This window comes from Phaeacidiphilus oryzae TH49 (assembly GCF_000744815.1).
Lineage (GTDB): Bacteria > Actinomycetota > Actinomycetes > Streptomycetales > Streptomycetaceae > Phaeacidiphilus > Phaeacidiphilus oryzae.
In genome coordinates this window covers 1,248,631-1,270,974 of sequence record NZ_JQMQ01000005.1, presented here as the reverse complement: position 1 = coordinate 1,270,974, position 22,344 = coordinate 1,248,631, and the positions used below count along the sequence as shown (strand labels likewise).

Annotated in this window: 19 protein-coding genes; 8 read left to right on the top strand and 11 right to left on the bottom strand. The window is 74.5% G+C overall.

From position 1 onward, the window contains the following. Positions 1–46 precede the first annotated feature (46 nt). Together BS73_RS09965 and BS73_RS09960 are read left to right on the top strand one after the other, a co-directional pair. Positions 47–1,024: an aldo/keto reductase gene (locus BS73_RS09965; protein ID WP_037571181.1), complete on the top strand. Its 978-nt coding sequence runs from the start codon at positions 47–49 to the stop codon at positions 1,022–1,024. A gap of 46 nt (positions 1,025–1,070) precedes the next feature. Next, a complete protein-coding gene (locus BS73_RS09960; RefSeq protein ID WP_037571177.1) occupies positions 1,071–1,874 on the top strand; it encodes an SDR family oxidoreductase in 804 nt (267 codons plus the stop codon). A gap of 56 nt (positions 1,875–1,930) precedes the next feature. Here the strand turns inward: BS73_RS09960 and BS73_RS09955 are convergent, their stop codons facing one another. The 4 genes from BS73_RS09955 to BS73_RS09940 all read right to left on the bottom strand — a co-directional run bounded on the left by BS73_RS09955 (position 1,931) and on the right by BS73_RS09940 (position 5,753). Further along, the gene (locus tag BS73_RS09955; protein WP_037578952.1) at positions 1,931–2,401 is read right to left on the bottom strand and encodes a MaoC family dehydratase; all 471 of its coding nucleotides are present in this window, start codon (positions 2,399–2,401) and stop codon (positions 1,931–1,933) included. Positions 2,402–2,410: 9 nt separating this feature from the next. Further along, positions 2,411–3,862, bottom strand: coding sequence for an acyl-CoA synthetase (locus BS73_RS09950; protein ID WP_037571175.1), 1,452 nt, complete (start codon positions 3,860–3,862; stop codon positions 2,411–2,413). A gap of 66 nt (positions 3,863–3,928) precedes the next feature. Beyond that, positions 3,929–4,837 carry an amidohydrolase family protein gene (locus BS73_RS09945; protein WP_051939767.1) on the bottom strand — a complete coding sequence of 303 codons (909 nt, stop codon included), beginning with the start codon at positions 4,835–4,837 and terminating at the stop codon, positions 3,929–3,931. A 13-nt stretch (positions 4,838–4,850) separates the two neighbouring features. Then, positions 4,851–5,753, bottom strand: coding sequence for an SDR family oxidoreductase (locus tag BS73_RS09940; protein ID WP_200886677.1), 903 nt, complete (start codon positions 5,751–5,753; stop codon positions 4,851–4,853). A gap of 167 nt (positions 5,754–5,920) precedes the next feature. On the opposite strand from BS73_RS09940, the gene BS73_RS09935 reads away from it, so the two are divergent. The 5 genes from BS73_RS09935 to BS73_RS09920 all read left to right on the top strand — a co-directional run bounded on the left by BS73_RS09935 (position 5,921) and on the right by BS73_RS09920 (position 9,821). Next, on the top strand, positions 5,921–6,694 hold the full coding sequence (locus BS73_RS09935; protein ID WP_037571172.1) for a PaaX family transcriptional regulator: 774 nt from the start codon (positions 5,921–5,923) through the stop codon (positions 6,692–6,694). A gap of 75 nt (positions 6,695–6,769) precedes the next feature. Beyond that, the gene (locus BS73_RS09930) at positions 6,770–7,570 is read left to right on the top strand and encodes an IclR family transcriptional regulator (protein WP_051939766.1); all 801 of its coding nucleotides are present in this window, start codon (positions 6,770–6,772) and stop codon (positions 7,568–7,570) included. Between the two features lie 85 nt (positions 7,571–7,655). After that, entirely contained in the window at positions 7,656–8,720 is a 1,065-nt protein-coding gene (locus BS73_RS09925; protein WP_037571170.1) for an aromatic ring-hydroxylating dioxygenase subunit alpha, read from the top strand. Beyond that, the gene (locus tag BS73_RS38700) at positions 8,717–8,875 is read left to right on the top strand and encodes a hypothetical protein (protein ID WP_200886675.1); all 159 of its coding nucleotides are present in this window, start codon (positions 8,717–8,719) and stop codon (positions 8,873–8,875) included. Before BS73_RS09925 ends, BS73_RS38700 begins: the two co-directional genes overlap by 4 nt. Next, entirely contained in the window at positions 8,859–9,821 is a 963-nt protein-coding gene (locus BS73_RS09920) for a PDR/VanB family oxidoreductase (protein ID WP_037571166.1), read from the top strand. The genes BS73_RS38700 and BS73_RS09920 overlap by 17 nt, the downstream gene beginning before the upstream one ends. A gap of 207 nt (positions 9,822–10,028) precedes the next feature. Here BS73_RS09920 and BS73_RS34565 read toward each other — a convergent pair whose 3' ends face one another. Then, positions 10,029–10,661 (bottom strand): Rv1733c family protein, encoded by a 633-nt coding sequence (locus BS73_RS34565; protein WP_051939765.1) that lies wholly within the window; start codon positions 10,659–10,661, stop codon positions 10,029–10,031. Continuing rightward, positions 10,639–11,388 (bottom strand): TetR/AcrR family transcriptional regulator, encoded by a 750-nt coding sequence (locus BS73_RS09910; RefSeq protein ID WP_084703946.1) that lies wholly within the window; start codon positions 11,386–11,388, stop codon positions 10,639–10,641. The genes BS73_RS34565 and BS73_RS09910 overlap by 23 nt, the downstream gene beginning before the upstream one ends. 134 nt (positions 11,389–11,522) lie before the next feature. On the opposite strand from BS73_RS09910, the gene BS73_RS09905 reads away from it, so the two are divergent. After that, positions 11,523–13,988, top strand: a complete 2,466-nt coding sequence (locus BS73_RS09905; protein ID WP_051939763.1) for a Tex family protein — start codon at positions 11,523–11,525, stop codon at positions 13,986–13,988. Positions 13,989–14,215: 227 nt separating this feature from the next. On the opposite strand, the gene BS73_RS09900 is transcribed toward BS73_RS09905, so the two are convergent. From BS73_RS09900 to BS73_RS09880, 5 genes are all read right to left on the bottom strand, one after another. Beyond that, positions 14,216–15,055, bottom strand: coding sequence for a sugar phosphate isomerase/epimerase family protein (locus tag BS73_RS09900; RefSeq protein ID WP_037571163.1), 840 nt, complete (start codon positions 15,053–15,055; stop codon positions 14,216–14,218). After that, positions 15,052–16,194 (bottom strand): dihydrodipicolinate synthase family protein, encoded by a 1,143-nt coding sequence (locus tag BS73_RS09895; RefSeq protein ID WP_037578942.1) that lies wholly within the window; start codon positions 16,192–16,194, stop codon positions 15,052–15,054. The genes BS73_RS09900 and BS73_RS09895 overlap by 4 nt, the downstream gene beginning before the upstream one ends. After that, complete coding sequence (locus tag BS73_RS09890; RefSeq protein ID WP_037571161.1) at positions 16,146–17,306, bottom strand: Gfo/Idh/MocA family protein; 1,161 nt, start codon at positions 17,304–17,306, stop codon at positions 16,146–16,148. The genes BS73_RS09895 and BS73_RS09890 overlap by 49 nt, the downstream gene beginning before the upstream one ends. Positions 17,307–17,918: 612 nt before the next feature. Beyond that, positions 17,919–21,152, bottom strand: coding sequence for an AAA family ATPase (locus BS73_RS09885; protein ID WP_037571159.1), 3,234 nt, complete (start codon positions 21,150–21,152; stop codon positions 17,919–17,921). Continuing rightward, entirely contained in the window at positions 21,149–22,300 is a 1,152-nt protein-coding gene (locus BS73_RS09880; protein WP_037571157.1) for an exonuclease SbcCD subunit D, read from the bottom strand. Before BS73_RS09880 ends, BS73_RS09885 begins: the two co-directional genes overlap by 4 nt. Positions 22,301–22,344 lie beyond the last annotated feature (44 nt).

Sequence of the window (22,344 nt, the reverse complement as noted above, 5' to 3'; positions counted from 1 at the left end):
GAGGGTGAGGTTGCCGAACACACCACGACACGAAGAAGAGGGCGAGATGCGCTACATCAAGCTGCGTGACCTTGAGGTCTCCCGGATCGGGCTGGGCGCGATGGGGATGTCCCACGGCTACTCCGGAGCAGGCAGCGACGACGCGGAGTCGATCAGGACCGTCCACCGGGCGCTGGAGCTGGGCGTCACCCTCATCGACACCGCCGAGATCTACGGCCCCTACACCAACGAGGAGCTGCTCGGCCGCGCCCTGAAGGGCCGCCGGGACCAGGTGGTGCTCGCCACCAAGTTCGGCCTGGTCTCGCACGGCGGCGCGGGCGCCTGGAACCTGGACTCCAGCCCGGCCAACATCCGCACGGCCGTCGAGGATTCGCTGAAGCGGCTGGGCACCGACCACATCGACCTGTACTACCAGCACCGGGTCGACCCGGACACGCCGATCGAGGAGACCGCCGGCGCCGTCGCCGAGCTGATCGCGGAGGGCAAGGTACGCGCCTTCGGGCTCTCCGAGGCCGGCCCGGACACCATCCGCCGCGCCCACGCCGTCCAGCCCGTCACCGCCGTGCAGTCCGAGTACTCGCTGTGGACCCGCGGCATCGAGCAGAGGATCCTGCCGGTCCTGCGGGAGCTGAACATCGGCCTGGTGCCGTTCTCCCCGCTCGGACGCGGCTTCCTGACCGGCACCGTCCGCTCCACCGAGGAGTTCGACGCCGCCGACTCCCGGCGCGAGAACCCGCGCTTCACCGGCGAGAACTTCCGGCACAACCTCGCCCTCGCCGACCAGGTGCGGGCCCTGGCCGCCGAGGTCGGCTGCACCCCCGCGCAGGTGGCACTGGCCTGGCTGCTGGCCCAGGGCGAGGACATCGCCCCGATCCCCGGCACCAAGCGGGTGGCCCGCGTCGAGGAGAACACCGCCGCCGACGCCGTCTCCCTGACCGACGAGCAGCTGGACAGGCTCGCCGCCCTGCCGCCGGCCGCCGGTGACACCCACACCGAGGCCCACGCGCGGTGGCTCGAACGGTGAGCCCGGCAACGGCACTCGCACTCAGCAGCTAAAGGCAGGAGAACCCATGGCGGACGACCGCCTCACCAGTCACACGGACCTCTTCGACCTGAAGGGAAAGCACGCACTCGTCACCGGCGGCACCGGGGGCATCGGGCTGATGATCGCCCGCGGCCTGCTGCAGGCGGGCGCCCGCGTCGTCGTCAGCTCGCGCAAGCCGGACGCGTGCGCGGAGGCGCAGCGCCTGCTGTCCGGCTTCGGCGACGTCCATGCGATCCCCGCCGATCTCTCCCGGCACGAGGAGTGCCGGCGCCTCGCCGATCTCGTCGAGGCCGACTCGGGACGCCTGGACGTCCTGGTCAACAACGCGGGCGCGATGTGGCGCGAGCCGCTGGAGACCTTCCCGGACGAGGCCTGGGACACCGTGCTCGACCTCAACCTCAAGGCGCCGTTCCGGCTGGTGCAGGCGCTGCTCCCGGCGCTTCGCCGGGCGGCCACCGCCGATGATCCCGCGCGGATCGTCAACATCGGCAGTATCGCCGCCATCCACGTCGCCGAGTCGCCCAACTACTCGTACGCGGGCAGCAAGGCGGCCCTCCACCAACTCACCCGCGTCCTCGCCAGGGAACTGGGCCCGCAGCACATCACGGTGAACGCGGTGGCCCCGGGACCGTTCCCGTCGCGGATGATGGCGGCCACCCTCGAGGCCGTCGGCGACAGGATCGCGGCGAAGGCCCCGCTGCGCCGGCTCGGCCGCGACGACGACATGGCGGGTATCGCCGTGTTCCTCGCCAGCCGAGCCGGCTCCTATCTCACCGGCACTGTCATCCCGGTCGACGGTGGCATCGCCACGACCGCGTCGGGCACCTGACCGCACGGTGCCGCCGGCACGGTGCCGCCGGCACGCTCCCGGCCGCACCGGATCGGTCAGGCCTGGGCGGCGCCGGCCAGGAAGCGGTAGATGCCCTGGGCCGCGCAGGCCGGCTTGGCGACGCCCTCGATCTCGACCGCGAGGTCGACGGTGACCTCCACGCCGCCCTTGATGTCCTTGACCTCGGCGATCCGGCCGGTGGCGCGGATCTTCGAGCCGACGGGAACGGGGTGCGGGAAGCGGACCTTGTTCAGCCCGTAGTTGATCGCCATGTCGACCTCCTCGACCTGGAGGAGCTCGCTCCACAGCGGGATGAGGAGGGAGAGGGTCAGGTAGCCGTGGGCGATCGGGCCGCCGAACGGGCCGGACTTGGCGCGTTCGGGGTCGACGTGGATCCACTGGTGGTCGCCGGTGGCGTCGGCGAAGGTGTTCACCCGGTCCTGGGTGATCTCCATCCAGTCGGTGTGGCCGAGGTCGGCACCCTGCTGGGCGCGGATTCCGTCGAGGCCGCGGGCGATGGTGGTCATGATGGGCACTCAGTCCTTCTGGTCGGTGCGGGGGAGTCGGGACTTGACGAGCTTTCCGGAGGCGTTCCGGGGGAGGGCGTCCAGCAGGACGACGGATTTGGGGATCTTGTACTTGGCGAGGCGGGTGGTGAGGGGCGCGAGGATTTCCTCCTCCGCGACTCCGCCGCGCGCCTCCTGGGTGAGGACGACGAAGGCCCGGCCGACCTCGCCCCACTTGGCGTCGGGGACGCCGATCACCGCGCAGTCGGCGATCGCCGGGTTCTCGCGGAGAGCGCTCTCCACCTCCGCCGGATAGACGTTCTCCCCGCCGGAGATGAACATGTCCTTCGCCCGGCCGACGATCCGGACCCGGCCCTCGGCGTCCTCCTGGCCGATGTCGCCGGTACGGAACCAGCCGTCGCCGAAGGCGGAGGCGGTCGCCTCCGGCAGGCCCCAGTAACCCCGCACGACGTTCGGTCCGTGGACGGTGATCTCGCCCGGCTCGCCGGGGGCGGGGGAGTCCAGCCGTACGTCGGTGAAGAAGTGCGGGATGCCGGAGAGGAGGACGCCCGGCGAGGCCTCGGTCATCCCGTAGCCCTCGACGAAGCTGAGCCCGAGCTTCTGCCAGGCCCGCGCGGTCGCCTCCGGCACCGGTGCGCCCCCGCACATCAGGGAGCGCACCGAGCTCAGGTCGGCCGTCCCGTAGGCGGGATGGGCGGCCAGCGCGTCGTACATCGTCGGCACGCCGAAGAGGAGGGTGACCCGGTGGCGCTCGATCAGGTCGAGGACGCGGCCGGGGTCGAACCCCGGCTCGATGACGACGGTCCCGCCCTTCAGCAGCGTCGGCAGGCAGTTCATGTTGAGGGCGGCGGTGTGGAAGAGCGGGGCGGTGAGCAGGGTGACCTCGTCCGCCGCCAGATCGTGGTCGACCAGGACGTTGAGCGAGTTCCAGGTCAGGTTGGCGTGGGTGAGTTCGGCGCCCTTGGGACGGCCGGTGGTCCCCGAGGTGTACATGATCATGGCGAGGTCCTCGCCGGTGACCGGTTCGTCCGGCCCCTCGCCGGAGTCGCCCGCGTCCGCCAGCAGCGCCTCGTACTCCGTCTCCAGCGGGATCCGGTGGTGGAGCGCCGGCGCGTCCGCCGCCGTCGGCTGGCCGTGGATCAGCACCCCCGTCCCCGAGTCGCCGAGCTGGTAGGAGAGTTCGGCGTCGGTCAGCCGGGTGTTGAGCGGGACCAGCGCCGCGCCGAGCAGCCCGGCGGCGAAGAGGGTCTCCAGGAAGGAGGGGTGGTTCGGCCCGAGGTAGGCCACCCGGTCCCCGCGCCGCACCCCGAGACCGCGCAGCCCCGCCGCCAGCCGACAGACCCGCTCGTGCAGTTGACGGTATGTCAAGGTCGTCCCGGTGGCCGGATGGATCACGGCCGTCCGCCCTGGCGTGCGCCGCGCTCGGCGCGCCGTCCAGGAGCCGATGCCCTGGTTCTTCACGACGGGTGACTCCTTCGTCCTTCGTCGGAGGTGGGTGCGGATCGGTGCGTGGTGCGTGCGGCCGGTTCAGTCCTTCGAGAGGCCGAGGAGTCGCGCGGCGTTCTCCTTGAGGATCTTCGGCCGGACCTCGTCCTTGATCGGCAGCTTCTCGAAGTCCGCCAGCCAGCGGTCCGGGGTGAGCATCGGGTAGTCCGAGCCGAACAGCACCTTGTCCTTGAGCAGCGAGTTGGCGTACTGCACCAGCTGCGGCGGGAAGTACTTCGGCGACCAGCCCGACAGGTCGATGTACACGGTCGGCTTGTGGGTGGCCACCGCCAGCGCCTCGTCCTGCCAGGGGAAGGAGGGGTGCGCCATGATGATCGGCAGGTGCGGGAAGTCCACCGCCACGTCGTCGATGTCCATCGGATGCGAGTACTTGAGGCGGATCCCGCCGCCGCCCGGCACCCCGGCCCCGATCCCGGTCTGCCCGGTGTGGAAGACCGCGATCGCGCCCAGCTCCTGGATGGTCTCGTAGAGCGGGTACGCCATCCGGTCGTTCGGCCGGAAGGCCTGCACGCTGGGGTGGAACTTGAAGCCGCGCACCCCGTACTCCTCCACCAGCCGCCGGGCCTGGCGGATCGCCGCCTTGCCCTTGTGCGGGTCGAGGCCGGCGAAGGGGATGATCACGTCCGGGTTGGCCGCGGCCGCCTCCGCGATCTCCTCGTTCGGCACCGGCTCGGTCCCGGTCGCGGTCTCCGCGTCCACGGTGAAGACCACGCAGGCCATGTTCCGCTCGCGGTAGGTGGCGGCGATCTGCTCCAGGGTGGGGTGCCGGTGCTCCTCCTCCCGCTTGAAGTACTTGTCGGCGGCCTGGTCGAGGGAGGAGTCCAGGGAGGTCCCCCCCTTGCTCGAGACCTCGGCGTGCACATGGACGTCGATCGCGCTGATCGCGTCCAGGTCGAACTTCCGCGGCGTCGTCGCCGTCTGAGCTGCCATCTGGGCGGACTCCCTAGAGCTTGGGGGCGGGGATGCCGTACGTGGCCGGCCGCGCGCCGACCGAGACCGGCCAGGCGGCGGCGATCTCCTCGGCGGACCAGCCGCCGTCGGTGTACGCGGCGGAGACCTCCTCCGGGTGCGACCAGAGGGAGAGCTTGTCCCCGCCGATCCCGATCGCCTGCCCGGTGACCCCCTCGCTCGCGTCCGAGGCCAGCCAGACCACCGCGCCCGCGCAGTCCTCGGGGGTGCCGAAGGCGACGCCCTTCCGCAGCGCGTCCGGGAACGGCGTGCCGTCCGCCTCGTAGGCCTCGATGTGCGGGGCGAAGACCGGCATCGTACGGGTCATCTCGGTGGCCGCGTTGGGCACCACCGCGTTCGCCGTGATGCCGGCCTTGGCCAGCTCCATCGCCCAGGTGCGGACCATCGCCACGATGCCGGCCTTGACCGCCGAGTAGTTGGTCTGCCCGAAGTTGCCGCGCTGCCCGGCCGGGGAGCCGGCGACGATGATCCGCCCGCCCCCGCCCTGCTCGCGCATCCGCAGCACCGCCGACCGCACGCAGGTGAAGGTGCCCCGCAGATGGACGTCGACCACCGTGTCGAAGTCCTCGTCGGACATCTTCCACAGCACCCGGTCGCGGAGCACGCCGGCGTTGGTGACCATCACGTCCAGCCGCCCGAACTCCTCGACCGCCCGGGCGACCAGGGCGTCCGCGGTGGCGGCCGGGCCGACCGGGCCCGGCTGGGCGACGGCCCGGCCGCCGGCCCGGGTGATCTCCTTGGCGACGGCCTCGGCGGCCTCGGCGTCCACGTCGTTGACGACGACGGCCGCTCCCGCGGCGGCCAGGGCGGTGGCGTAGGCGCGGCCGAGGCCGCGGCCGGCGCCGGTGACGACGGCGGTCTTGCTGTTCAGGTCCATGGCCCTCAAATTAGGCACAGTCGTGTCGGCCGTCAATGGTCTGCCGAATGTTTTCCGGCTACGCTGACCCCGTGACCACGACCGATGACGTTCCGACCGCAGAGGCTCCGACCGCAGAGGCTGCCGCACCCGGGGCCGCCGGCGGTACCCCCCGTCCGCAGTCGCTGATGCTCAGCTTCTTCGGCATCCACGTCCTGGGCCGGCCCCGCGCGGTCTCCTCCGGCAGTGTGATCGACGTCTTCGGCCGGGCCGGCATCACCGAGGAGGCGGTCCGCTCCACGCTGACCCGGATGGTCAACCGCGAGCTGCTGGAGCGCCACCGCCGCGGCCGCAAGATGTACTTCGGCCTCACCGCCCGCGCCGTCGGGGTGCTGCGCGACGGCCACGACCGGGTCTGGCGGGCCGGCGCCGTCAACCGGGACTGGAACGGCCGCTGGACCCTGGTCGGCTTCTCCCTTCCGGAGGCCTGGCGCAGCGAGCGGCACGACCTGCGCTCCCGGCTGATCTGGGGCGGCTTCGGCCCGCTGCAGAACGGCCTGTGGGTGGCCCCCTCCGAGGCGGACGTACCCGGACTGCTGGCCGGGCTCGGACTGGACGCCCAACTCCGGGTGTTCCGGGGCGAGTTGATCGCCCCCTCGGACGCCGGCCAGGTGCTCGCCCAGGCCTTCGACATGCCCGGGATCGCGGCCGGCTACCGGGCCTTCCTGGACCGCTGGGAGGACGGCCGGACCCCCGTCGAGGATCCGCTGGCCCGCCAGCTCCTGGTGCACACCGACTGGCTGGACCTGGTCCGCCGGGACCCCCATCTGCCGGCCGAGCACCTGCCGGCGGACTGGCCCGCGGTCCGCGCCGAGGAGGTCTTCCGCAGCCACGCCCGCCGCTGCGAGAAGCCCGCCGCCCGGCTCGCCGAGCAGGTCGTCGACGCCATCGAGCTGGACTGACGCGGCACAGTGGTGGGCTGCGAGGGGTTCCGCGAAGCCCGCCGATCTCTTAGCGTGCGGAGAGTGACCGCTCCCATGCCCGTAGCCGAGGACAGCGCCGTCCCGGCCCCCGCCGGCCAGGACGGCGGGCGTCCCGCGCGCACCGTCGCCGACCGGCTGCTCGGGGTCCTGGACGCCTTCGACCAGACCCACCGCCGCCTCACCCTCAGCGAGCTCGCCCGCCGCACCGGGCTCCCGCTGGCCACCACCCACCGCATGGTCGCCCGGCTGACCTGCTGGGGCGCCCTGGAACGGGCTGAGGACGGCAGCTACACCATCGGCCTGCGGTTGTGGGAGGTGGCCGCCCTCGCCCCGCGCGGCCTCGGCCTGCGCGAGGCCGCGCTGCCATATCTGGAGGACCTCTACGAGGCCACCCACGAGAACGTCCATCTCGCGGTGGCCGACGGCGTGGAGACGGTCTACATCGAACGGCTCTCCGGGCGCGAGGCCGTCGGGGTCCTCAGCCGGGTGGGGGCCCGCTGGCCGCTCAGCGTCACCGGCGTCGGCCTGGTGCTGGCCGCGCACGCCGCCCCGGCGGTGCAGTCCGCCGTCTGCGCCCATCCGCCCCGGGCCTTCACCCCGTACACGATCACCGATCCGGCCCGGATCCGGGCGATGCTGGCCGAGGTCCGGCGGACCGGGCTGGCCGTGAGCGACCGCCAGATCACCGACGACGCCCTCTCCGCGGCGGCCCCGATCCGGTCCGCGGACGGCACGGTGGTGGCCGCGGTCGGCCTGGTGGTGCGGGCGGGGGAGGGGCGGGTCCCGGAGCTCGCCCCGACCCTGCGGGTGGCCGCCCGCGGCATCTCCCGCGCCCTGGGCTGGCCCGGCAACTGACCGGTCGAAGGGCTCGGCGGGCAGGTCTTCCACTGCGTGGAAGCCGCCGTTGTGGCGGGCGCCACTCCGGCGCGACGGTACCCGCATGCCGACACCGACGCCCTTCCCCCGCAACCAGTGGTACGTCGCCGCCTACACCTCGGAGATCGGGCACGAGCTCTTCGCCCGGACCATCTGCTCCGAGCCGATCGTCTTCTACCGGACCGAGGAGTCCGGAGAGGTCACCGCGCTCGCCGACCGCTGCGTCCACCGCCGTTTCCCGCTCTCCGAGAGCCGCCTCGACGGCGACCGGGTGGTCTGCGGCTACCACGGCTTCACCTACGACCGCACCGGCGGCTGCGTCTACGTCCCCGGCCAGCAGCGCATCCCGCGCACCGCCCGGGTCGCCGCCTACCCGGTGGTCGAGCAGGACTCGCTGGTCTGGATCTGGATCGGCGACCCGGCGCTCGCCGACGCCGCCGCCGTCCCGCGCGCCCCCTGGCTGGACCGCGAGGGCTGGACCACCGTCCGCGGGATGGAGCCGCTGGCCGCCCGCTACTCGCTGCTGGTCGACAACCTCCTCGACCTCTCCCACGAGACCTACCTCCACGGCGGCTACATCGGCACCCCCGAGGTCGCCGAGACCCCGATCACCACCGAGGTGGACGAGGAGGCCGGGATGGTCCGGGTCTCCCGCCGGATGGCCGACGCCGCCTGCCCGCCCTTCTACGCCGAGTCCACCGGCCTCAAGGACCGGATCAGCCGCTGGCAGGACATCGAGTACTTCGCCCCCTGCCTCTACCAGCTGCACAGCAGGATCGCCCCGGTCGGCTCGGTGCCCGCCGCCGACGGCAGCGACCCCGAGGGCTTCCACATGGAGATCTTCTACGCGATCACCCCGGAGACCGAGACCAGCACCCACGACTTCTGGGCGGTCTCCCGCGACTTCTGCGTCGACGACGCGAAGATCTCGGAGTTCGTCCACCAGTTCAACCGCGAGGTCGTCCTCCAGGACGTGGTCGCGCTGGACAAGCTGGAGCGGGTGATCGCCGAAGAGCCCGAGGGCGTCCAGGAGTTGAGCATCAACATCGACACCGGCGGGCTGGCCGCCCGGCGCCTGCTGAAGCGGCTGGTCGAACAGGGCGAGAAGCCGCTGGAGACCGCGCCGTGAGCAGGCGGCTGCGGGTGGAATGGGTCCCCGGCACGGACCGCCTGCTGGGCTTCTGCCACTGCGGCGCCCGGCATACCGCCGAGGACCCCGTCGAACTGTGGAACTGGCTGCACGCCCACCCGGAGGGACACTCTCTCGATGAGCAAGACCGCTGACGAGGCCGCCACCGCCCTGGTGGTGACGGATCGTCAGGAACCGGCCGAGGGCGTCGCCGTCCTCACCCTGCGCCCCGCCGACGGCGCCGCCCCGCTGCCGCCCTGGACCCCGGGGGCGCATCTGGACCTGCTGCTCGCCGACGGGCTGGTCAGGCAGTACTCGCTCTGCGGCGACCCGGGCGCCGGCGCCGCCTCCGACGGCTGGCGGATCGCGGTCCTCCGCGAGCCGGAGAGCCGCGGCGGATCCGCCTACGTCCACGAGAAGCTGACCCCCGGCACGGTGGTCGACTCGCGCGGCCCGCGGAACAACTTCCCGCTGGAGCCGGCCCCGCGCTACCGCTTCGTCGCCGGCGGCATCGGCATCACCCCGCTGCTGCCGATGCTCGCCGCCGCCGAGGCGGCCGGCGCCGACTGGCGGCTGCTGTACGGCGGCCGCCGCCGTGCCTCGATGGCCTTCCTGGACGAACTCGCCCGCTACGGCGACAAGGTGGCGGTCCGCCCGCAGGACGAGTACGGGCTGCTCGACCTGCCTGCCTTCCTGGGCGAGGACTCCGCGGACGCGCTGGTCTACTGCTGCGGCCCGGAGCCGCTGCTGGCCGCCGCCGAGCGGACGGTGCCCGAGGGCGCCCTCCGCGTCGAGCGGTTCAGTCCGAAGGAGCCGGTCGGCGGCGGCGCCGACACCGCCTTCGAGGTGGTCCTCTCCGCCTCCGGCCGCAGCCTCACCGTGCCCGCCGACCGCTCGGTGCTGGAGACCCTGGAGGAGGCCGGCGTGGACATCCTCTCCAGCTGCCGCGAGGGCACCTGCGGAACCTGCGAGACGGGTGTGCTCGACGGCGTCCCGGACCACCGGGACTCCCTCCTCACCCCCGCCGAGCAGGCCGCCGGCGACACCATGTTCGTCTGCGTCTCCCGCTGCCGCGGCAGCCGGCTGGTGCTCGACCTCTGAGCCGGGGGCGCCCCGGCGCAGCGCCGCAGGTGCAAGACAGGGGCGCGGGGAACTGCGTGGCCCGCCGCTTACGGTCCGCACTCGGCAGCGGAGTTCGGGTTGCAACCCGGGGGCCGTTGCCGGGTGCGGCGCCGTAGTCGCCTGGGCGCGCAGTTCCCCGCGCCCCCTACTTGCGCGTGCGGCGCTGCGCCGGGCGCCGCGAAGCGGCTAGGCCGAGCGGCCGGCCCGGCCGGTCCAGCGGGGTTCGACCTGGGCCCACTCGCGCTCCCAGGCGCGCTGCGCGCGGCGGTGGAGGACGGCTCGGCCGACCGTCACCGCGGCCACCCCGAGCATCGCCTCGGCCAGCAGCGTCGACCCCGAGGTCCACAGGGCGTCCACGGTGATGTCGCTCTGGGTGCGGGGCGGCGGGACCGGCCTGCCCGAGTCGTCCACCCAGAGCTGGGTGCGGGTCCCGGCCCGCTGCGCGTCCGAGGTCTCCACCAGCAGCCGGTGGGGGGTGCCGGCCGGATACGTCCAGCCGAGCTCGGTCTCGTAGCCGGCGGTGCCGGAGAACGGCTGCGGCGCGTCCGAGGGCGCGGAGTCGGCCACCGCCACCGCGCTGATCCGGTGCCGGTGCGGGGCCTGCTGGGCGGTCTCGGCGTTCTCGAAGTCGCGTACCAGCAGTCCCGGCAGCCAGCACAGCGCCAGCAGCGCGACGACGGTCAGGACGCCGATCAGCACCAGGCCGCTGCGCACCCGGTCGGCCCGGCGGATCAGCGGGTTGGGATCCCGCCCGGCCGCCCGGCGCGCATGGGCGCGCAACCGGGCCAGCGTGCGGTCAGCACCGCGCAGGGGACGCATGGTCCGCCTCCCTCGCTCCGGGGATGCGGTCGGCGACCGCGGTCGGCACGGCCGCGGGCCGCTCGGACTCGTCGACCAGGCAGCCGAGTTCGTCGAAGGCGCTCTGCACCAGCCCGGCCAGGTCGCACTCGGCCGGCCCGGCCACCCACAGCCGTACCGCGGTGCCGAAGGCGGAGGTGGCGACGGCGGCGGCCAGTGCCGCCCGCAGCCGGACGTCGGACGGGTGCTGGGCGTGGGGCCCGCACGAGGCGGAGGCCGGCGGACGGACGGGGATGCGCGGGGCCATCAGCTCGGCGGTGCGGGCCTCGGCGTCCTGGCGGACCCGCAGAAAGGCCGCCCGCAGCTCCGGCCGGTCCTCGATCAGCCGGAGGAGGTCCGCGCCGTGCGGGGAGCGGTGCCAGGCCCGCCGCTCACGGCGGAGCCAGTCGGCGACCGCCCGCCGGTAGGCGACGAGCGGCGGCTCCTCGGCCGGCCGCTGCTCCAGCGCCTCGTTGATCATCCGGAGGTCGGCGCCGAGCACCTCGGCGAGGGCGTCCTCCTTGCCGGTGAAGTGCCGGGAGAAGGTCCGGCGGGACATCTCGGCGTGATCGCTGATCGCCTCGATGGTCAACGACGACCAGCCGTGCTTCAGGAGCAGCTCGAAGGCGGCCCGGGCCAGTGTCTCCCGGGTCTGCAGCACACGCCGCCGTCGGGCGTCAAGGCCCTCGGCGGGCATTTCCCCGCTCATATTCGAACTCTACCTCCGGGTGGTGTCCCATTGGGCCACTGGGGCTGGGCCGAGCGGAGTACGGGCCCGCCGGTCGGCCCCGAGGCCGTGCTTCGCGGCGATGCCATGCGACATCGGCCGGGCGGCCGTGCAGAATGCCTGTCGTGACTCCAGTGACTACCCGCGTTACCCCGACCGTAGAGCAGCGCATCGCCCAGGAACTCGACGTGCGTGCCGGACAGGTGGAGGCCGCCGTCGGCCTGCTGGACGGCGGCTCGACAGTTCCCTTCATCGCCCGCTACCGCAAGGAGGTGACCGGCGGGCTCGACGACGCCCAGCTGCGCTCCCTCGAGGAGCGGCTCCGCTATCTGCGGGAGATGGAGGAGCGGAGGGCGGCGATCCTCGAGTCGATCGAGTCGCAGGGCAAGCTCACGGACGAACTGCGCGCCCAGATCACGGCCGCCGACTCCAAGGCCCGCCTGGAGGACATCTACCTGCCCTACAAGCCCAAGCGGCGCACCAAGGCGCAGATCGCCCGGGAGAACGGCCTGGAGCCGCTCGCCGAGGCGCTGCTCGCCGACCCGGGGCTGGACCCGAGGGCCGAGGCGGCCGGCTACACCGGCGAGAACGTCGCCGACGAGGCCGCCGCGCTGGAGGGCGCCCGGGCCATCCTGGTCGAGCGGTTCGGCGAGGACGCCGATCTGATCGGCGAGCTGCGCGAGCGGATGTGGAACCGCGGCCGGCTGGTCTCCAAGGTGCGGGAGGGCAAGGAGGAGCAGGGCGCGAAGTTCGCCGACTACTTCGACTTCGCCGAGGACTTCACCTCGCTGCCCTCGCACCGGGTGCTGGCCATGCTCCGTGGGGAGAAGGAGGAGGTGCTGGAGCTCGTCCTGGAGCCCGAGCCCGCCGACGACGCCACCGCAGCCGAGACCGGCCGCAGCGGCCCGGAGCGGGTGATCGCCAAGCGCTACGAGATCGCCGACCGCGGGCGCCCGGGCGACAAGTGGCTGCTGGACACCGTCCGCTGGGCCTGGCGCACCCGCATCCTGGTCCACCTCGGGCTCGACCTGCGCGGCCGGCTGCGCACCGAGGCCGAGGACGAGGCGGTCCGGGTCTTCGCGGCCAACCTCCGCGACCTGCTGCTGGCCGCCCCGGCCGGCACCCGGGCCACCATGGGGCTGGACCCGGGGCTGCGCACCGGCGTCAAGGTCGCCGTGGTCGACGCCACCGGCAAAGTGGTCGCCACCGACACCATCTATCCCCACGAGCCGCGGCGTAAGTGGGACGACTCGCTGGCCACCCTGGCCCGGCTGTGCAAGGCGCACGACGTCGAGCTGATCGCCATCGGCAACGGCACGGCCTCCCGGGAGACCGACCGGCTGGCGGGCGAACTGATCAAGAAGAACCCCGAGTTGAAGGTCATCAAGGCGGTGGTCTCGGAGGCCGGCGCCTCGGTCTACTCGGCCAGCGCCTACGCCTCCCAGGAGCTGCCCGGCCTGGACGTCTCGCTGCGCGGGGCGGTCTCCATCGCCCGCCGGCTCCAGGATCCGCTGGCCGAGCTGGTGAAGATCGACCCCAAGTCGATCGGGGTCGGCCAGTACCAGCACGACGTCTCCGAGCTGAAGCTGTCCCGCTCGCTGGACGCGGTGGTCGAGGACTGCGTCAACGCGGTCGGGGTGGACCTCAACACCGCCTCGGCGCCGCTCCTCACCAGGGTCTCCGGAATCGGCGCCGGGCTGGCCGACAACATCGTCGCCCACCGGGACGCCAACGGGCCGTTCCGCAACCGCAAGCAGCTCAAGGACGTGGCCCGGCTCGGGCCGAAGGCCTTCGAGCAGTGCGCGGGCTTCCTCCGGATCCCCAACGGCGACGACCCGCTGGACGCCTCCGGCGTCCACCCGGAGTCCTACGCGGTGGTGCGGCGGATCCAGAACGCGGCCGGCGCCGCCGAGGCCGGTGGGCTCAAGTCCCTGATGGGCAACGACAAGGCGCTGCGCGCGCTGAAGCCGCAGGACTTCGTCGACGAGTCGGCGGGCATCGGCCTGCCCACCGTCACCGACATCCTGCGCGAGCTGGAGAAGCCCGGCCGGGACCCGCGTCCGGCCTTCCGCACGGCGGAGTTCAAGGAGGGCGTGGAGACCCTCGGCGACCTGCGGCCGGGGATGCTGCTGGAGGGCACGGTGACCAACGTGGCCGCCTTCGGCGCCTTCGTGGACGTCGGCGTCCACCAGGACGGCCTGGTGCATGTCTCGGCGATGTCCCGGAACTTCGTCAAGGACCCGCGCGAGGTGGCCAAGTCCGGGGACATCGTCCGGGTGAAGGTGCTGGACGTGGACATCCAGCGGAAGCGGATCTCGCTCACCATGCGGCTGGACGAGGAAGCGGCCCCGGGCGGCGCGGGCGGCGCCGGGGGGTCCGGCGGCGAGCGCGGGCAGCGGGGGCAGCGCGGGGAGCGGGCTCCGCGGCAGCGCGGCGGGAACGGGGGGAGCGGCGGCGCTCGCTCCGGTGGCGCCGGCGGCGGTCGCCAGGGCGGCGGCCGCCAGCAGCAGCGGCAGGGGCCGCCGCCGCCCGCGAACAGCGCGATGGCGGACGCCCTCCGCCGGGCCGGCCTGACGAAGTAGCCGGCCTGGCCTGCTGGCACTTGCCCCGTGCAACTGCCAGCAGGTGATGGCACATTGATTCCTGTTCAGGCGGAGGGCGACGTGGCCGCCCCGCCGCCTCTAGGATGATCAAAGGAGGCCCCAGCCGTTCCCCCGTGCGGAAGGGGCCTCCTCCTTTTCCCTTCTCCGGCCGGCCGGCCGGCAGAGGCCGGAGGCCGGTCCCGGCGTTCCGTCCGCCGCCGGCGCCGTCACCAGGGCCAGTCGACCGACCGGTGCCGCTCGGCCAGCAGCCGCAGGGTCTCCGCGCCGGGCGTGTCCCAGACCCGCCGGTTGAAGATCTCCACCTCGGTGAAGCCGTCCCAGCCCGCCGCCCGCACGGCCCGGGCCAGCGGCTCGAACTCCACGCAGCCGTCGCCGACATGGCCCCGGCTCAGCAGGGCGTCCTCGGCCAGCGGCAGCACCCAGTCGCAGACCTGGAAGGCCGCGATCCGGCTGCCCGCCCGCGCGGTCTGCTCATAGACCTCCGGGTCCCACCACACGTGGTAGCTGTCCCAGCAGACGCCGACGTTGGGGGCGCCGATCGCGTCGCACATGTCCAGGGCCTGGCGGAGGGTGGCCACCACCGCGCGGTCCGCGCAGAACATCGGGTGCAGCGGCTCGATGGCCAGCGTCACCCCGCGCTCGGCCGCGTACGGCGCCAGCTCGGCGATGCCGTCCTGGACGGCCCGGCGGGCGCCGCGGAGATCCCGGCTGCCCTCCGGCAGCCCGCCGACCACCAGCACCAGCACCGAGCAGCCGAGGGTGGCCGCCTCGTCGATGGCCAGGCGGTTGTCCGCCAGGGCGGCCCGGCGCGCCTCGGGGGCGCGGGCGGTGAGGAAACCGCCCCGGCAGAGGCTGGTGACGGTCAGTCCGGCGTTGCGGATCAGGCGGGCCGCCTTGTCCACGCCGATCTCCTCCACCCGGTCCCGCCAGGGGCCGATGCCCGGGATCCCGGCCTCCACGCAGCCGGCCACCGCCTGCTCCAGCGTCCAGTTCTTGGTGGTCGCGGTGTTGAGGGAGAGCCGTTCGAGGCCTTCGCCGGCCTTCATGAGGCGTCGACTCCCTTGAGGTAGGCGGCGAGGCGCTGCTCGGCCAGGGCCGGGTCGGTGAGCGCGCCGGCCTCGGCGGCCAGCCGGTGGAGCTCGGTGAGGTGGGCGGCGTCCCGGCCGCGCTCCTCCCCGCCGACCATGGTGAAGTGGTCCTGGTGGCCGTTGAGGTGGGCGAGGAAGACCACGCCGGTCTTGTAGTGCCGGGTGGGCGCCTGGAAGATGTGCCGGGCCAGCGGCACGGTGGGGTCCAGGATCCGGCGGAACTCCGCGGCGCCGCCGGGCTCCCCGCGGTCCAGTGCCTCCAGGGCGCGCGCCGCCGGGGCGGCGAGCGGGTCGAAGACGCCCAGCAGGGCGTGACTGAAGCCCTCCTCGTCGCCCTCGATCAGGGTGGGGTAGTTGAAGTCGTCCCCGGTGTACATCCGGACGCCGTCCGGCAGCCGGCGGCGCAGGGCGATCTCGCGGTCGGCCTCCAGCAGGGAGACCTTGATGCCGTCCACCTTCTCCGGGCGGTCGCGGATGATCCGGAGGACCGAGTCGGCGGCGGCGTCCAGGTCGGCGGAGCCCCAGTAGCCCTCCAGCGCCGGGTCGAAGGGGGTGCCCAGCCAGTGGAGGATCACCGGTTCGCGGACCTGGGCGAGCAGCCTCCCGTACACCTCGGCGTAGTCCTCGGGGGACTTCGCGGTGGCGGCGAGGGCGCGCGAGGCCATCAGGATCACCTGGGCGCCGGCCTCCTCGACCACCTCGATCTGCTCCTGGTAGGCGGCGGTGACGGCGTCCAGGGTGCTCGGCTCGCCGTCCGGCAGCTGGTCGGTGCCGGCGCCGCAGGCGAGGAGCGGGCGGACGCCGGTGGTGCGCGCCCGGGCGCGGGCGGCCTCGCCCGTGCGGCGGATCAACTCCCGTGCGGCGGGCCAGTCCAGGCCCATTCCGCGCTGGGCGGTGTCCATCGCCTCGGCGACTCCGAGGCCCAACGACCACAGGTGCTCACGGAAGGCGAGGGTGGCCGCCCAGTCGACGGCGGCGGGGCGCCCCGGGCCGTTTCCCGCTTGGGGATCGGCGACCACGTGCGCGGCGGCGAAGAAGGTGCGGGCGCTCACAGGGACAGCTCCGGGACGTCGATCCGGCGGCCCTCGGCGGCCGATCGCAGTCCCAGCTCGGCGAGTTGGACCCCGCGGGCGCCGGCCAGCAGGTCGTTGCCGAAGGGGACGGCGCCGTCGGTGGCGACGTGCTGGAGGAAGCGCTCCCACTGGGCCTTGAAGCCGTTGTCGAACTCGGCGTTGTCGGGGACCTCCTGCCACTGCTCGCGGAAGCGGTAGGCGGCCGGCAGGTCCGGGTTCCAGACCGGCCTGGGCGTCGCCGCCCGGTGCTGGACGCGGCAGTTGCGCAGTCCGGCGACGGCCGAGCCCTCGGTGCCGTCGACCTGGAACTCGACCAGCTCGTCCCGGTCCACCCGGACCGCCCAGGAGGAGTTGATCTGGGCGACGATGCCGCCGGCCAGCTCGAAGACGCCGTAGGCGGCGTCGTCGGCGGTGGCGGGGTAGGGCGAGCCGTCCTCGCCGACCCGCTCCGGGATGTGGGTGGCCTTGTGGGCGTAGACCGAGGTGACGCGGCTGCCGAGGGTCTGCTCCAGCACGTACTGCCAGTGCGGGAACATGTCCAGGATGATCCCGCCGCCGTCCTCGGCGCGGTAGTTCCAGGAGGGACGCTGCGGGGACTGCCAGTCGCCCTCGAAGACCCAGTAGCCGAACTCGCCGCGGACGGAGAGGATCCGGCCGAAGAAACCGCCCTCGACGAGGCGGCGCAGCTTGCGGAGGCCGGGCAGGAAGATCTTGTCCTGGACGACGCCGTTGCGGACGCCGGCGGCGGTGGCCAGGCGGGCCAGTTCGAGGGCCTGCTCGACGGTCTCCGCGGTGGGCTTCTCGACGTAGACGTGCTTGCCTGCGGCGATCGCCCTCCGCACGGCGTCGACCCGGACGTGGGTGAGCTGGGCGTCGAAGTAGACCTCGTTGGCCGGGTCGGCGAGGGCGGCGTCCAGGTCGGTGGTCCAGGTGTCCAGGCCGTGGCGGTCGGCGATCGCCTTCAGCTTGTCGGGGTTGCGGCCGACCAGCACCGGGACGGGGAGGAGGGTGTCGCCGCCGGGGAGCTGGACACCGCCTTGCTCGCGGATCGCGAGGATGGAGCGGACCAGGTGCTGGTTGTAGCCCATGCGGCCGGTGACACCGTTCATCACGATGCCGAGAGTGCGCCGAGTCATGTCGTCCTTCTCATCCCGATGGAAAGCGCTTACTGCCTGCGGCACGCTAAGGCTGACGCGGTTGGGGGGTCAACCCCCCGGCGCGGGCGGCGCGCTTTCCGTTTCCGGGGGCGCCTGCCCCGTAGGTCACGCCGCAGGCGCGCTTGAGGGGCGCGGGGAACTGCGCGGCCGGCGCCGCGCTTGGCCGCAGCCGGCAACGGAATTCGGGTTGCAACTGGTGCCCGTTGCCGGCGCGGCGACGTAGCCGCCTGGGGTTCGCGCCGCAGGCGCGCCTGAGGGGCGCGGGGAACTGCGCGGCCGGCGCCGCGCTTGGCCGCAGCCGGCAACGGAGTTCGGGTTGCAACTGGTGCCCGCTGCCGAGCGCGGCGACGTAGCCGCCTGGGCGCGCAGTTCCCCGCGCCCCTCAGGCGCGCCTGCGGCGCTGCGCCCGGGGTCGCGCGTTCCGTGCCCGCGCCCCTCAGGCGCGCCTGCGGCGCTGCGCCCGGGGTCGCGCGTTCCGTGCCCGCGCCCCTCAGGCGCGCCTGCGGCGCTGCGCCCGGGGTCGCGCGTTCCGTGCCCGCGCCCCCTAGGCGCGCCTGCCGGGCGCTGCGCGCCCCTTAGGCGCGGGGACCGTCAGCTGTCTCGGCCCGCGTGGAGGGTGAGGCGGGAGCCCTCCCGGCCCTTGCGGACGGACAGGCGGACCGGGACGCGTCGTCGCAGCTCCGCGACGTGGCTGATGACGCCCACCGCCCGGTCCCGCTCGCGGAGCGAGTCCAGCACGTCGAGGACGTCCTCCAGCGTCTCCTCGTCCAGCGTGCCGAAGCCCTCGTCGACGAAGAGGGTGTCCAGCGGCCGCCCGCCGGCCTCGTCCGTCACGACGTCGGCCAGCCCGAGCGCCAGCGCCAGCGAGGCGAAGAACCCCTCGCCGCCGGAGAGCGTCGCGGTGTCCCGTTCCAGGCCGGTCCAGGCGTCCAGCACCACCAGCCCCAGCCCGGACCGCCCGCCCCCCTTCGCCCGCCGGTCGGAGTAGGCCAGGGTGTACCGCCCGCCGGACATCCGCTCCAGGCGCGCACCGGCCGCGGCGGCCACCTGCTCCAGCCGCGCCGCCAGGACGTACGTCTCCAGCGGCATCTTCAGCCGGTTCTCGGCGGCCGTGCCGCGCGCCAGCTCCGCCAGCCCGCGCACCACCTGCCGCCGCTCGTCCAGCGGGGCGAACTCCCGGGCCAGGGCGGACAGCTCGTGGTGCAGCCGGTCCAGCGCGCGTACCCGCCCGCGCGCCGCCTCGGCCGCCGCATACGCCCGCCGGGCGGCCTCCTCGGCGCGGGCCAGGGCTCGCCGTGCGGCCTCGGGCTCGGCGGCCGGGGCGTCCGCCGCGGCCCGCAGCCCGGGGTCGGCCAGCAGTTCCGCGGTGGCCGCCGTGCGGGACCGATGCTCCGCCAGCTCCTCCGCCAGCGCCTCCCGTTCGCCGCGCGGGAGGATCGTCCGCGCGGCCTCGTCGGCGTCGGCGAAGCCCTGGGCCGCCGCCTCCGCCTCGGCCGCCCGCGCCGAGCGCGCCGCCTCGGCGGCGGCCGTGCGGGCGGACTGCGCCGCCTCCAGCGCGCGGGCCAGCGCCGCCGCCTCCACGGCGAGCCGCTCGGCCCGCACCGCCACCGACGGCGCCCCGCCGCGCGCCCCGGCGAGGCGGTCGGCGAGCGCGGCCTCCTCCTCGGCCAGCGACTCCAGCCGGGCGAGGCAGGCGGCGGTCCGCGCGGCGGCGTCCTCCCGGGTGGCGGTGAACTCGCGCTGCTCGCGGTCGTGCCGGTCCAGCGCCTCGGCGGCGGCCACCGCGTCCGCGGCGGCGCGCGCGGACTCCGCCCGCTCCCGCGTCAACTCCCGGACCCGCCCGGCCAGGTGATCGGCCGACTCGTCTCCGGCCCTGGCCCGCGCCGCGGCGGCCGCCTCCCGGGTCGCGCGGAGGGCGGACTCCGCCTGGGCGACGGCGGCCTCGGCCGCCCGCTGGGCGTCCTGGGCGGCCTCCTCGTCGGCCTTGGTGACGGGGGAGGGGCCGGTCTCGGCCGGTGCCGGGTGCGCGGGGGAGCCGCAGACCGGGCAGGGGCGGCCGTCCGCCAGCTGCTGGGCCAACTCGGCCGCCATCCCCGCGAGCCGCCGCTCGCGCAGGTCCAACCACCGCTCACGGGCGCGGAGTTCGGCGTCCCGCAGGGTGCGCAGCCGCTCCTCGGCGGGCGCCAGGCGGGCATTCAGAGCGTCGCGCTCGTGCGCGGCGGCGAGCCGGCCCTGGGCGGCGGTCAGCTGCTCGGCGAGGCGCTCGGCGTGGCCGGACGCCTGCCGCGCCGCGGCCTCCCGGGCGAGCAGCAGGGAGCGCTGCTCCGGGGCCGTCTCCAGCCAGGCGTGGGCGTCCGCCCGCAGCGCCTCGGCCTCGGCCGCCTCGGCGGTCAGCTTCTCCCGCTCGGCGCCGAGCCGCAGCAGCCGCTGCTCCTCGCCGAGCAGACCGCGAACCCGCCCGAGCTCCTCCCGCGCCTCGCGTTCGGCGGAGCGCAGCGCGTCGATCTCGGGCGCCAAGTCGGGCGCCAAGTCGGGCGTCAAGTCGGGCACCAAGTCGGGCACCAAGTCAGGTCCCAGCGGGCCCGGCCCCCGTCCCGCGTCGTTCCGTGGGCCCTCGGGCTGCGCGGGGACGAGCCCGCCCGCGGCCCCTGCCCGCCGGTCGGCTCCGCCCGCGCGCGAGCCGTCGGCCGCGCCCCCTCCTTCGGCGAACGGCGCTGCCGGGCCGCCGCCACCGGACGGCGAGGCCGCAGAGGCCGTGACCCCCGCCGCACCCGCCGCCGCCCCCACCCGCCGGGGTCGCAGCGCGGCGTACCCGGAGCGTGCCCGTTCGGCCTCGGCGGCCGCGCGGTCCGCCGCCTGGAGGAGGGGGGCCACCGAGTCGGCGCGGGCGGCCGCCGCCAGGCGGTCGGCGATCTCGGCACGGCGCGGCTCGGCGGCGGCCAGCCGCTCGCGCCGCTCCAGCGCCTGGCGGTACGTCTGCTGCTGCTCGGCCAGCCGCTCGGCGGCGTCCAGCGCGGCCCGCGCGGCCGTCCGCCGGCCCGCCGACAGCTTCTCCGCGGAGACGGCGCAGGCCTGCGCCTCGCGCGCCGCCTCGCGCAGCCACGCCGACCAGACCAGGGGCTCGGGGGCGTCCTCGCCGCCCTCCGGCGCCCGCGCCCCGGACGCCTCCGCCAGCCGCTGGACCACCGCGTCGATCCGCGCCCCGACCTCGGCGCAGGCGCGGTCCGCCGCCCGCCGCCGGTCGTCCAGCCAGTCCTCCGCGCGACCGAAGCGGCCGGTGCCGAAGAGCCGCCCGAGCAGCTTCTCCCGCTCCTGGGCGCCGGACTGCAGGAAGCGGGCGAAGTCGCCCTGCGGCAGCAGCACGACCTGGCAGAACTGGTCGACCCGCATCCCGAGCAGGCCCTCGACCTCCTCGGCGATCTCCTGGTGCGAGGTGCTGCGGGCACGCCACTTGCTCGCCTCCGCGTCCCATTCGGAGAGGAAGGAGCGGGCCCGCTGGAGGGTGGTGCCCTCGCCGCGCAGCTTCGGCCGCTCGTACTCGGGGGAGCGGATCAGCCGCAGCCGCCGCCCGCCCACGGTGAGGTCCAGCTCGACCTCGGTGTGGACGCCGGGCTCGGCGTGGTCGCTGCGCAGTCTGTCCTTCGGACGGCGGCCGGGGACCGTCCCGTAGAGGGCGAAGCAGACCGCGTCCAGCACGCTGGTCTTACCCGCGCCGGTCGGGCCGTGGAGGAGGAAGAGCCCGCCGGCGGAGAGCGCGTCGAAGTCGACGGACTCCCGCCCCGCGAACGGGCCGAAGGCCTGGACGGACAGCCGGTGGAGCCTCACCCGCCGAGCCTCCCCTCGTCGACCGCGGAGGCGAGCAGCTCGCGCTCGAAGGCGGTGGGCTGGTCGCCCCGGACATGCTGGACGAAGCCCTCGGCGATCTCCGCGTCGCTGCGGCCGCGCACCCGGGAGGCGTAGTCGCGCCCGACCGCCAGGGCGGCGCCGGGCGCCGCGTCCGGCTCGAAGAGCAGCTGGAGGGTGTGCGGGAAGCGGGCGCGCAACCGCTCCATCGCGCGACGGGGGCGGACCGGGTCGGTGAGGGTGATCTGCAGCCAGTCGTCGGTACGGGGATCGTGCTCCGGGGCGTCCAGCAGCTCCTCCAGGCGGCCGCGGAGGCGGGCGACGGCGCGCGGGACCGGGCAGGGGAGCGGACGGGTGACGACCGCGCCGCCGGCCTCGTCGAGGTCGACCAGGGTGACCGACTTCTCCTTTCCGGCCTCGGAGAACGAGTAGGCGAGCGGTGAGCCGCTGTACCGGATGCGCCCGCCGGCCAGCTCCTGCGGCGAGTGGAGATGGCCGAGGGCCGCGTAGTCGATCCCGTCGAAGACGGAGGCGGGGGCGGTGGGCACGCCGCCGACCGAGATGTCCCGCTCGCTGTCCCCGATCTCGCCGCCGGTGACGAAGGCGTGCGCGAGGACGACCGAGCGGACGCCGGGGCCGCGGGCGGCCAGATCGGCGCGGACGCGGTCCAGGGCGGCGCCGAGCACCGCCGTGTGCGAGGCCGAATCGGCCCCCAACTCCTCGCGGACCAGGGCCGGTTCGAGGTACGGAACGCCGTAGAGGGCGACCGCGCCGCCGGCCAGCAGGACGGGCTCGGCGAGCTCGCGGACGGCGGTGCGGAGGTGGATCCCCGCCTGGCGGAGGAGGCTGCCGGCCATCCCGAGGCGGCCCGCGGAGTCGTGGTTCCCGCTGATCAGCACGGTCGGAATGGAGCGCTCGGAGAGCCGCCGGAGCACCCGGTCGTACAGCTCGACCGCGCCGAGGGAGGGGATGGCGCGGTCGAAGACGTCCCCGGCGACGAGGACGGCGTCCACGGCGTGCGCCTCGGCGGCGGCGACCAGGTGGTCGAGGAAGGCGCGCTGAGCGTGGAGGAGATCCTCCCGGTGGAAGGACCTCCCCAGATGCCAGTCGGAGGTGTGGAGCAGCCGCATAGCTGAAGACGTTAACCCCCGCCACTGACAGCGCGTGCGCCACG

Excerpts from the sequence above, each read along its gene's own strand:
- BS73_RS09965 (WP_037571181.1), top strand. The coding sequence starts at position 47 with ATGCGCTACATCAAGCTGCGTGACCTTGAGGTCTCCCGGATCGGGCTG.
- BS73_RS09960 (WP_037571177.1), top strand. The coding sequence starts at position 1,071 with ATGGCGGACGACCGCCTCACCAGTCACACGGACCTCTTCGACCTGAAG.
- BS73_RS09955 (WP_037578952.1), bottom strand. The coding sequence starts at position 2,401 with ATGACCACCATCGCCCGCGGCCTCGACGGAATCCGCGCCCAGCAGGGT.
- BS73_RS09945 (WP_051939767.1), bottom strand. The coding sequence starts at position 4,837 with ATGGCAGCTCAGACGGCGACGACGCCGCGGAAGTTCGACCTGGACGCG.
- BS73_RS09940 (WP_200886677.1), bottom strand. The coding sequence starts at position 5,753 with ATGGACCTGAACAGCAAGACCGCCGTCGTCACCGGCGCCGGCCGCGGC.
- BS73_RS09935 (WP_037571172.1), top strand. The coding sequence starts at position 5,921 with ATGCTCAGCTTCTTCGGCATCCACGTCCTGGGCCGGCCCCGCGCGGTC.
- BS73_RS09930 (WP_051939766.1), top strand. The coding sequence starts at position 6,770 with ATGCCCGTAGCCGAGGACAGCGCCGTCCCGGCCCCCGCCGGCCAGGAC.
- BS73_RS09925 (WP_037571170.1), top strand. The coding sequence starts at position 7,656 with ATGCCGACACCGACGCCCTTCCCCCGCAACCAGTGGTACGTCGCCGCC.
- BS73_RS09920 (WP_037571166.1), top strand. The coding sequence starts at position 8,859 with ATGAGCAAGACCGCTGACGAGGCCGCCACCGCCCTGGTGGTGACGGAT.
- BS73_RS34565 (WP_051939765.1), bottom strand. The coding sequence starts at position 10,661 with ATGCGTCCCCTGCGCGGTGCTGACCGCACGCTGGCCCGGTTGCGCGCC.
- BS73_RS09910 (WP_084703946.1), bottom strand. The coding sequence starts at position 11,388 with ATGAGCGGGGAAATGCCCGCCGAGGGCCTTGACGCCCGACGGCGGCGT.
- BS73_RS09905 (WP_051939763.1), top strand. The coding sequence starts at position 11,523 with ATGCCTGTCGTGACTCCAGTGACTACCCGCGTTACCCCGACCGTAGAG.
- BS73_RS09900 (WP_037571163.1), bottom strand. The coding sequence starts at position 15,055 with ATGAAGGCCGGCGAAGGCCTCGAACGGCTCTCCCTCAACACCGCGACC.
- BS73_RS09890 (WP_037571161.1), bottom strand. The coding sequence starts at position 17,306 with ATGACTCGGCGCACTCTCGGCATCGTGATGAACGGTGTCACCGGCCGC.
- BS73_RS09880 (WP_037571157.1), bottom strand. The coding sequence starts at position 22,300 with ATGCGGCTGCTCCACACCTCCGACTGGCATCTGGGGAGGTCCTTCCAC.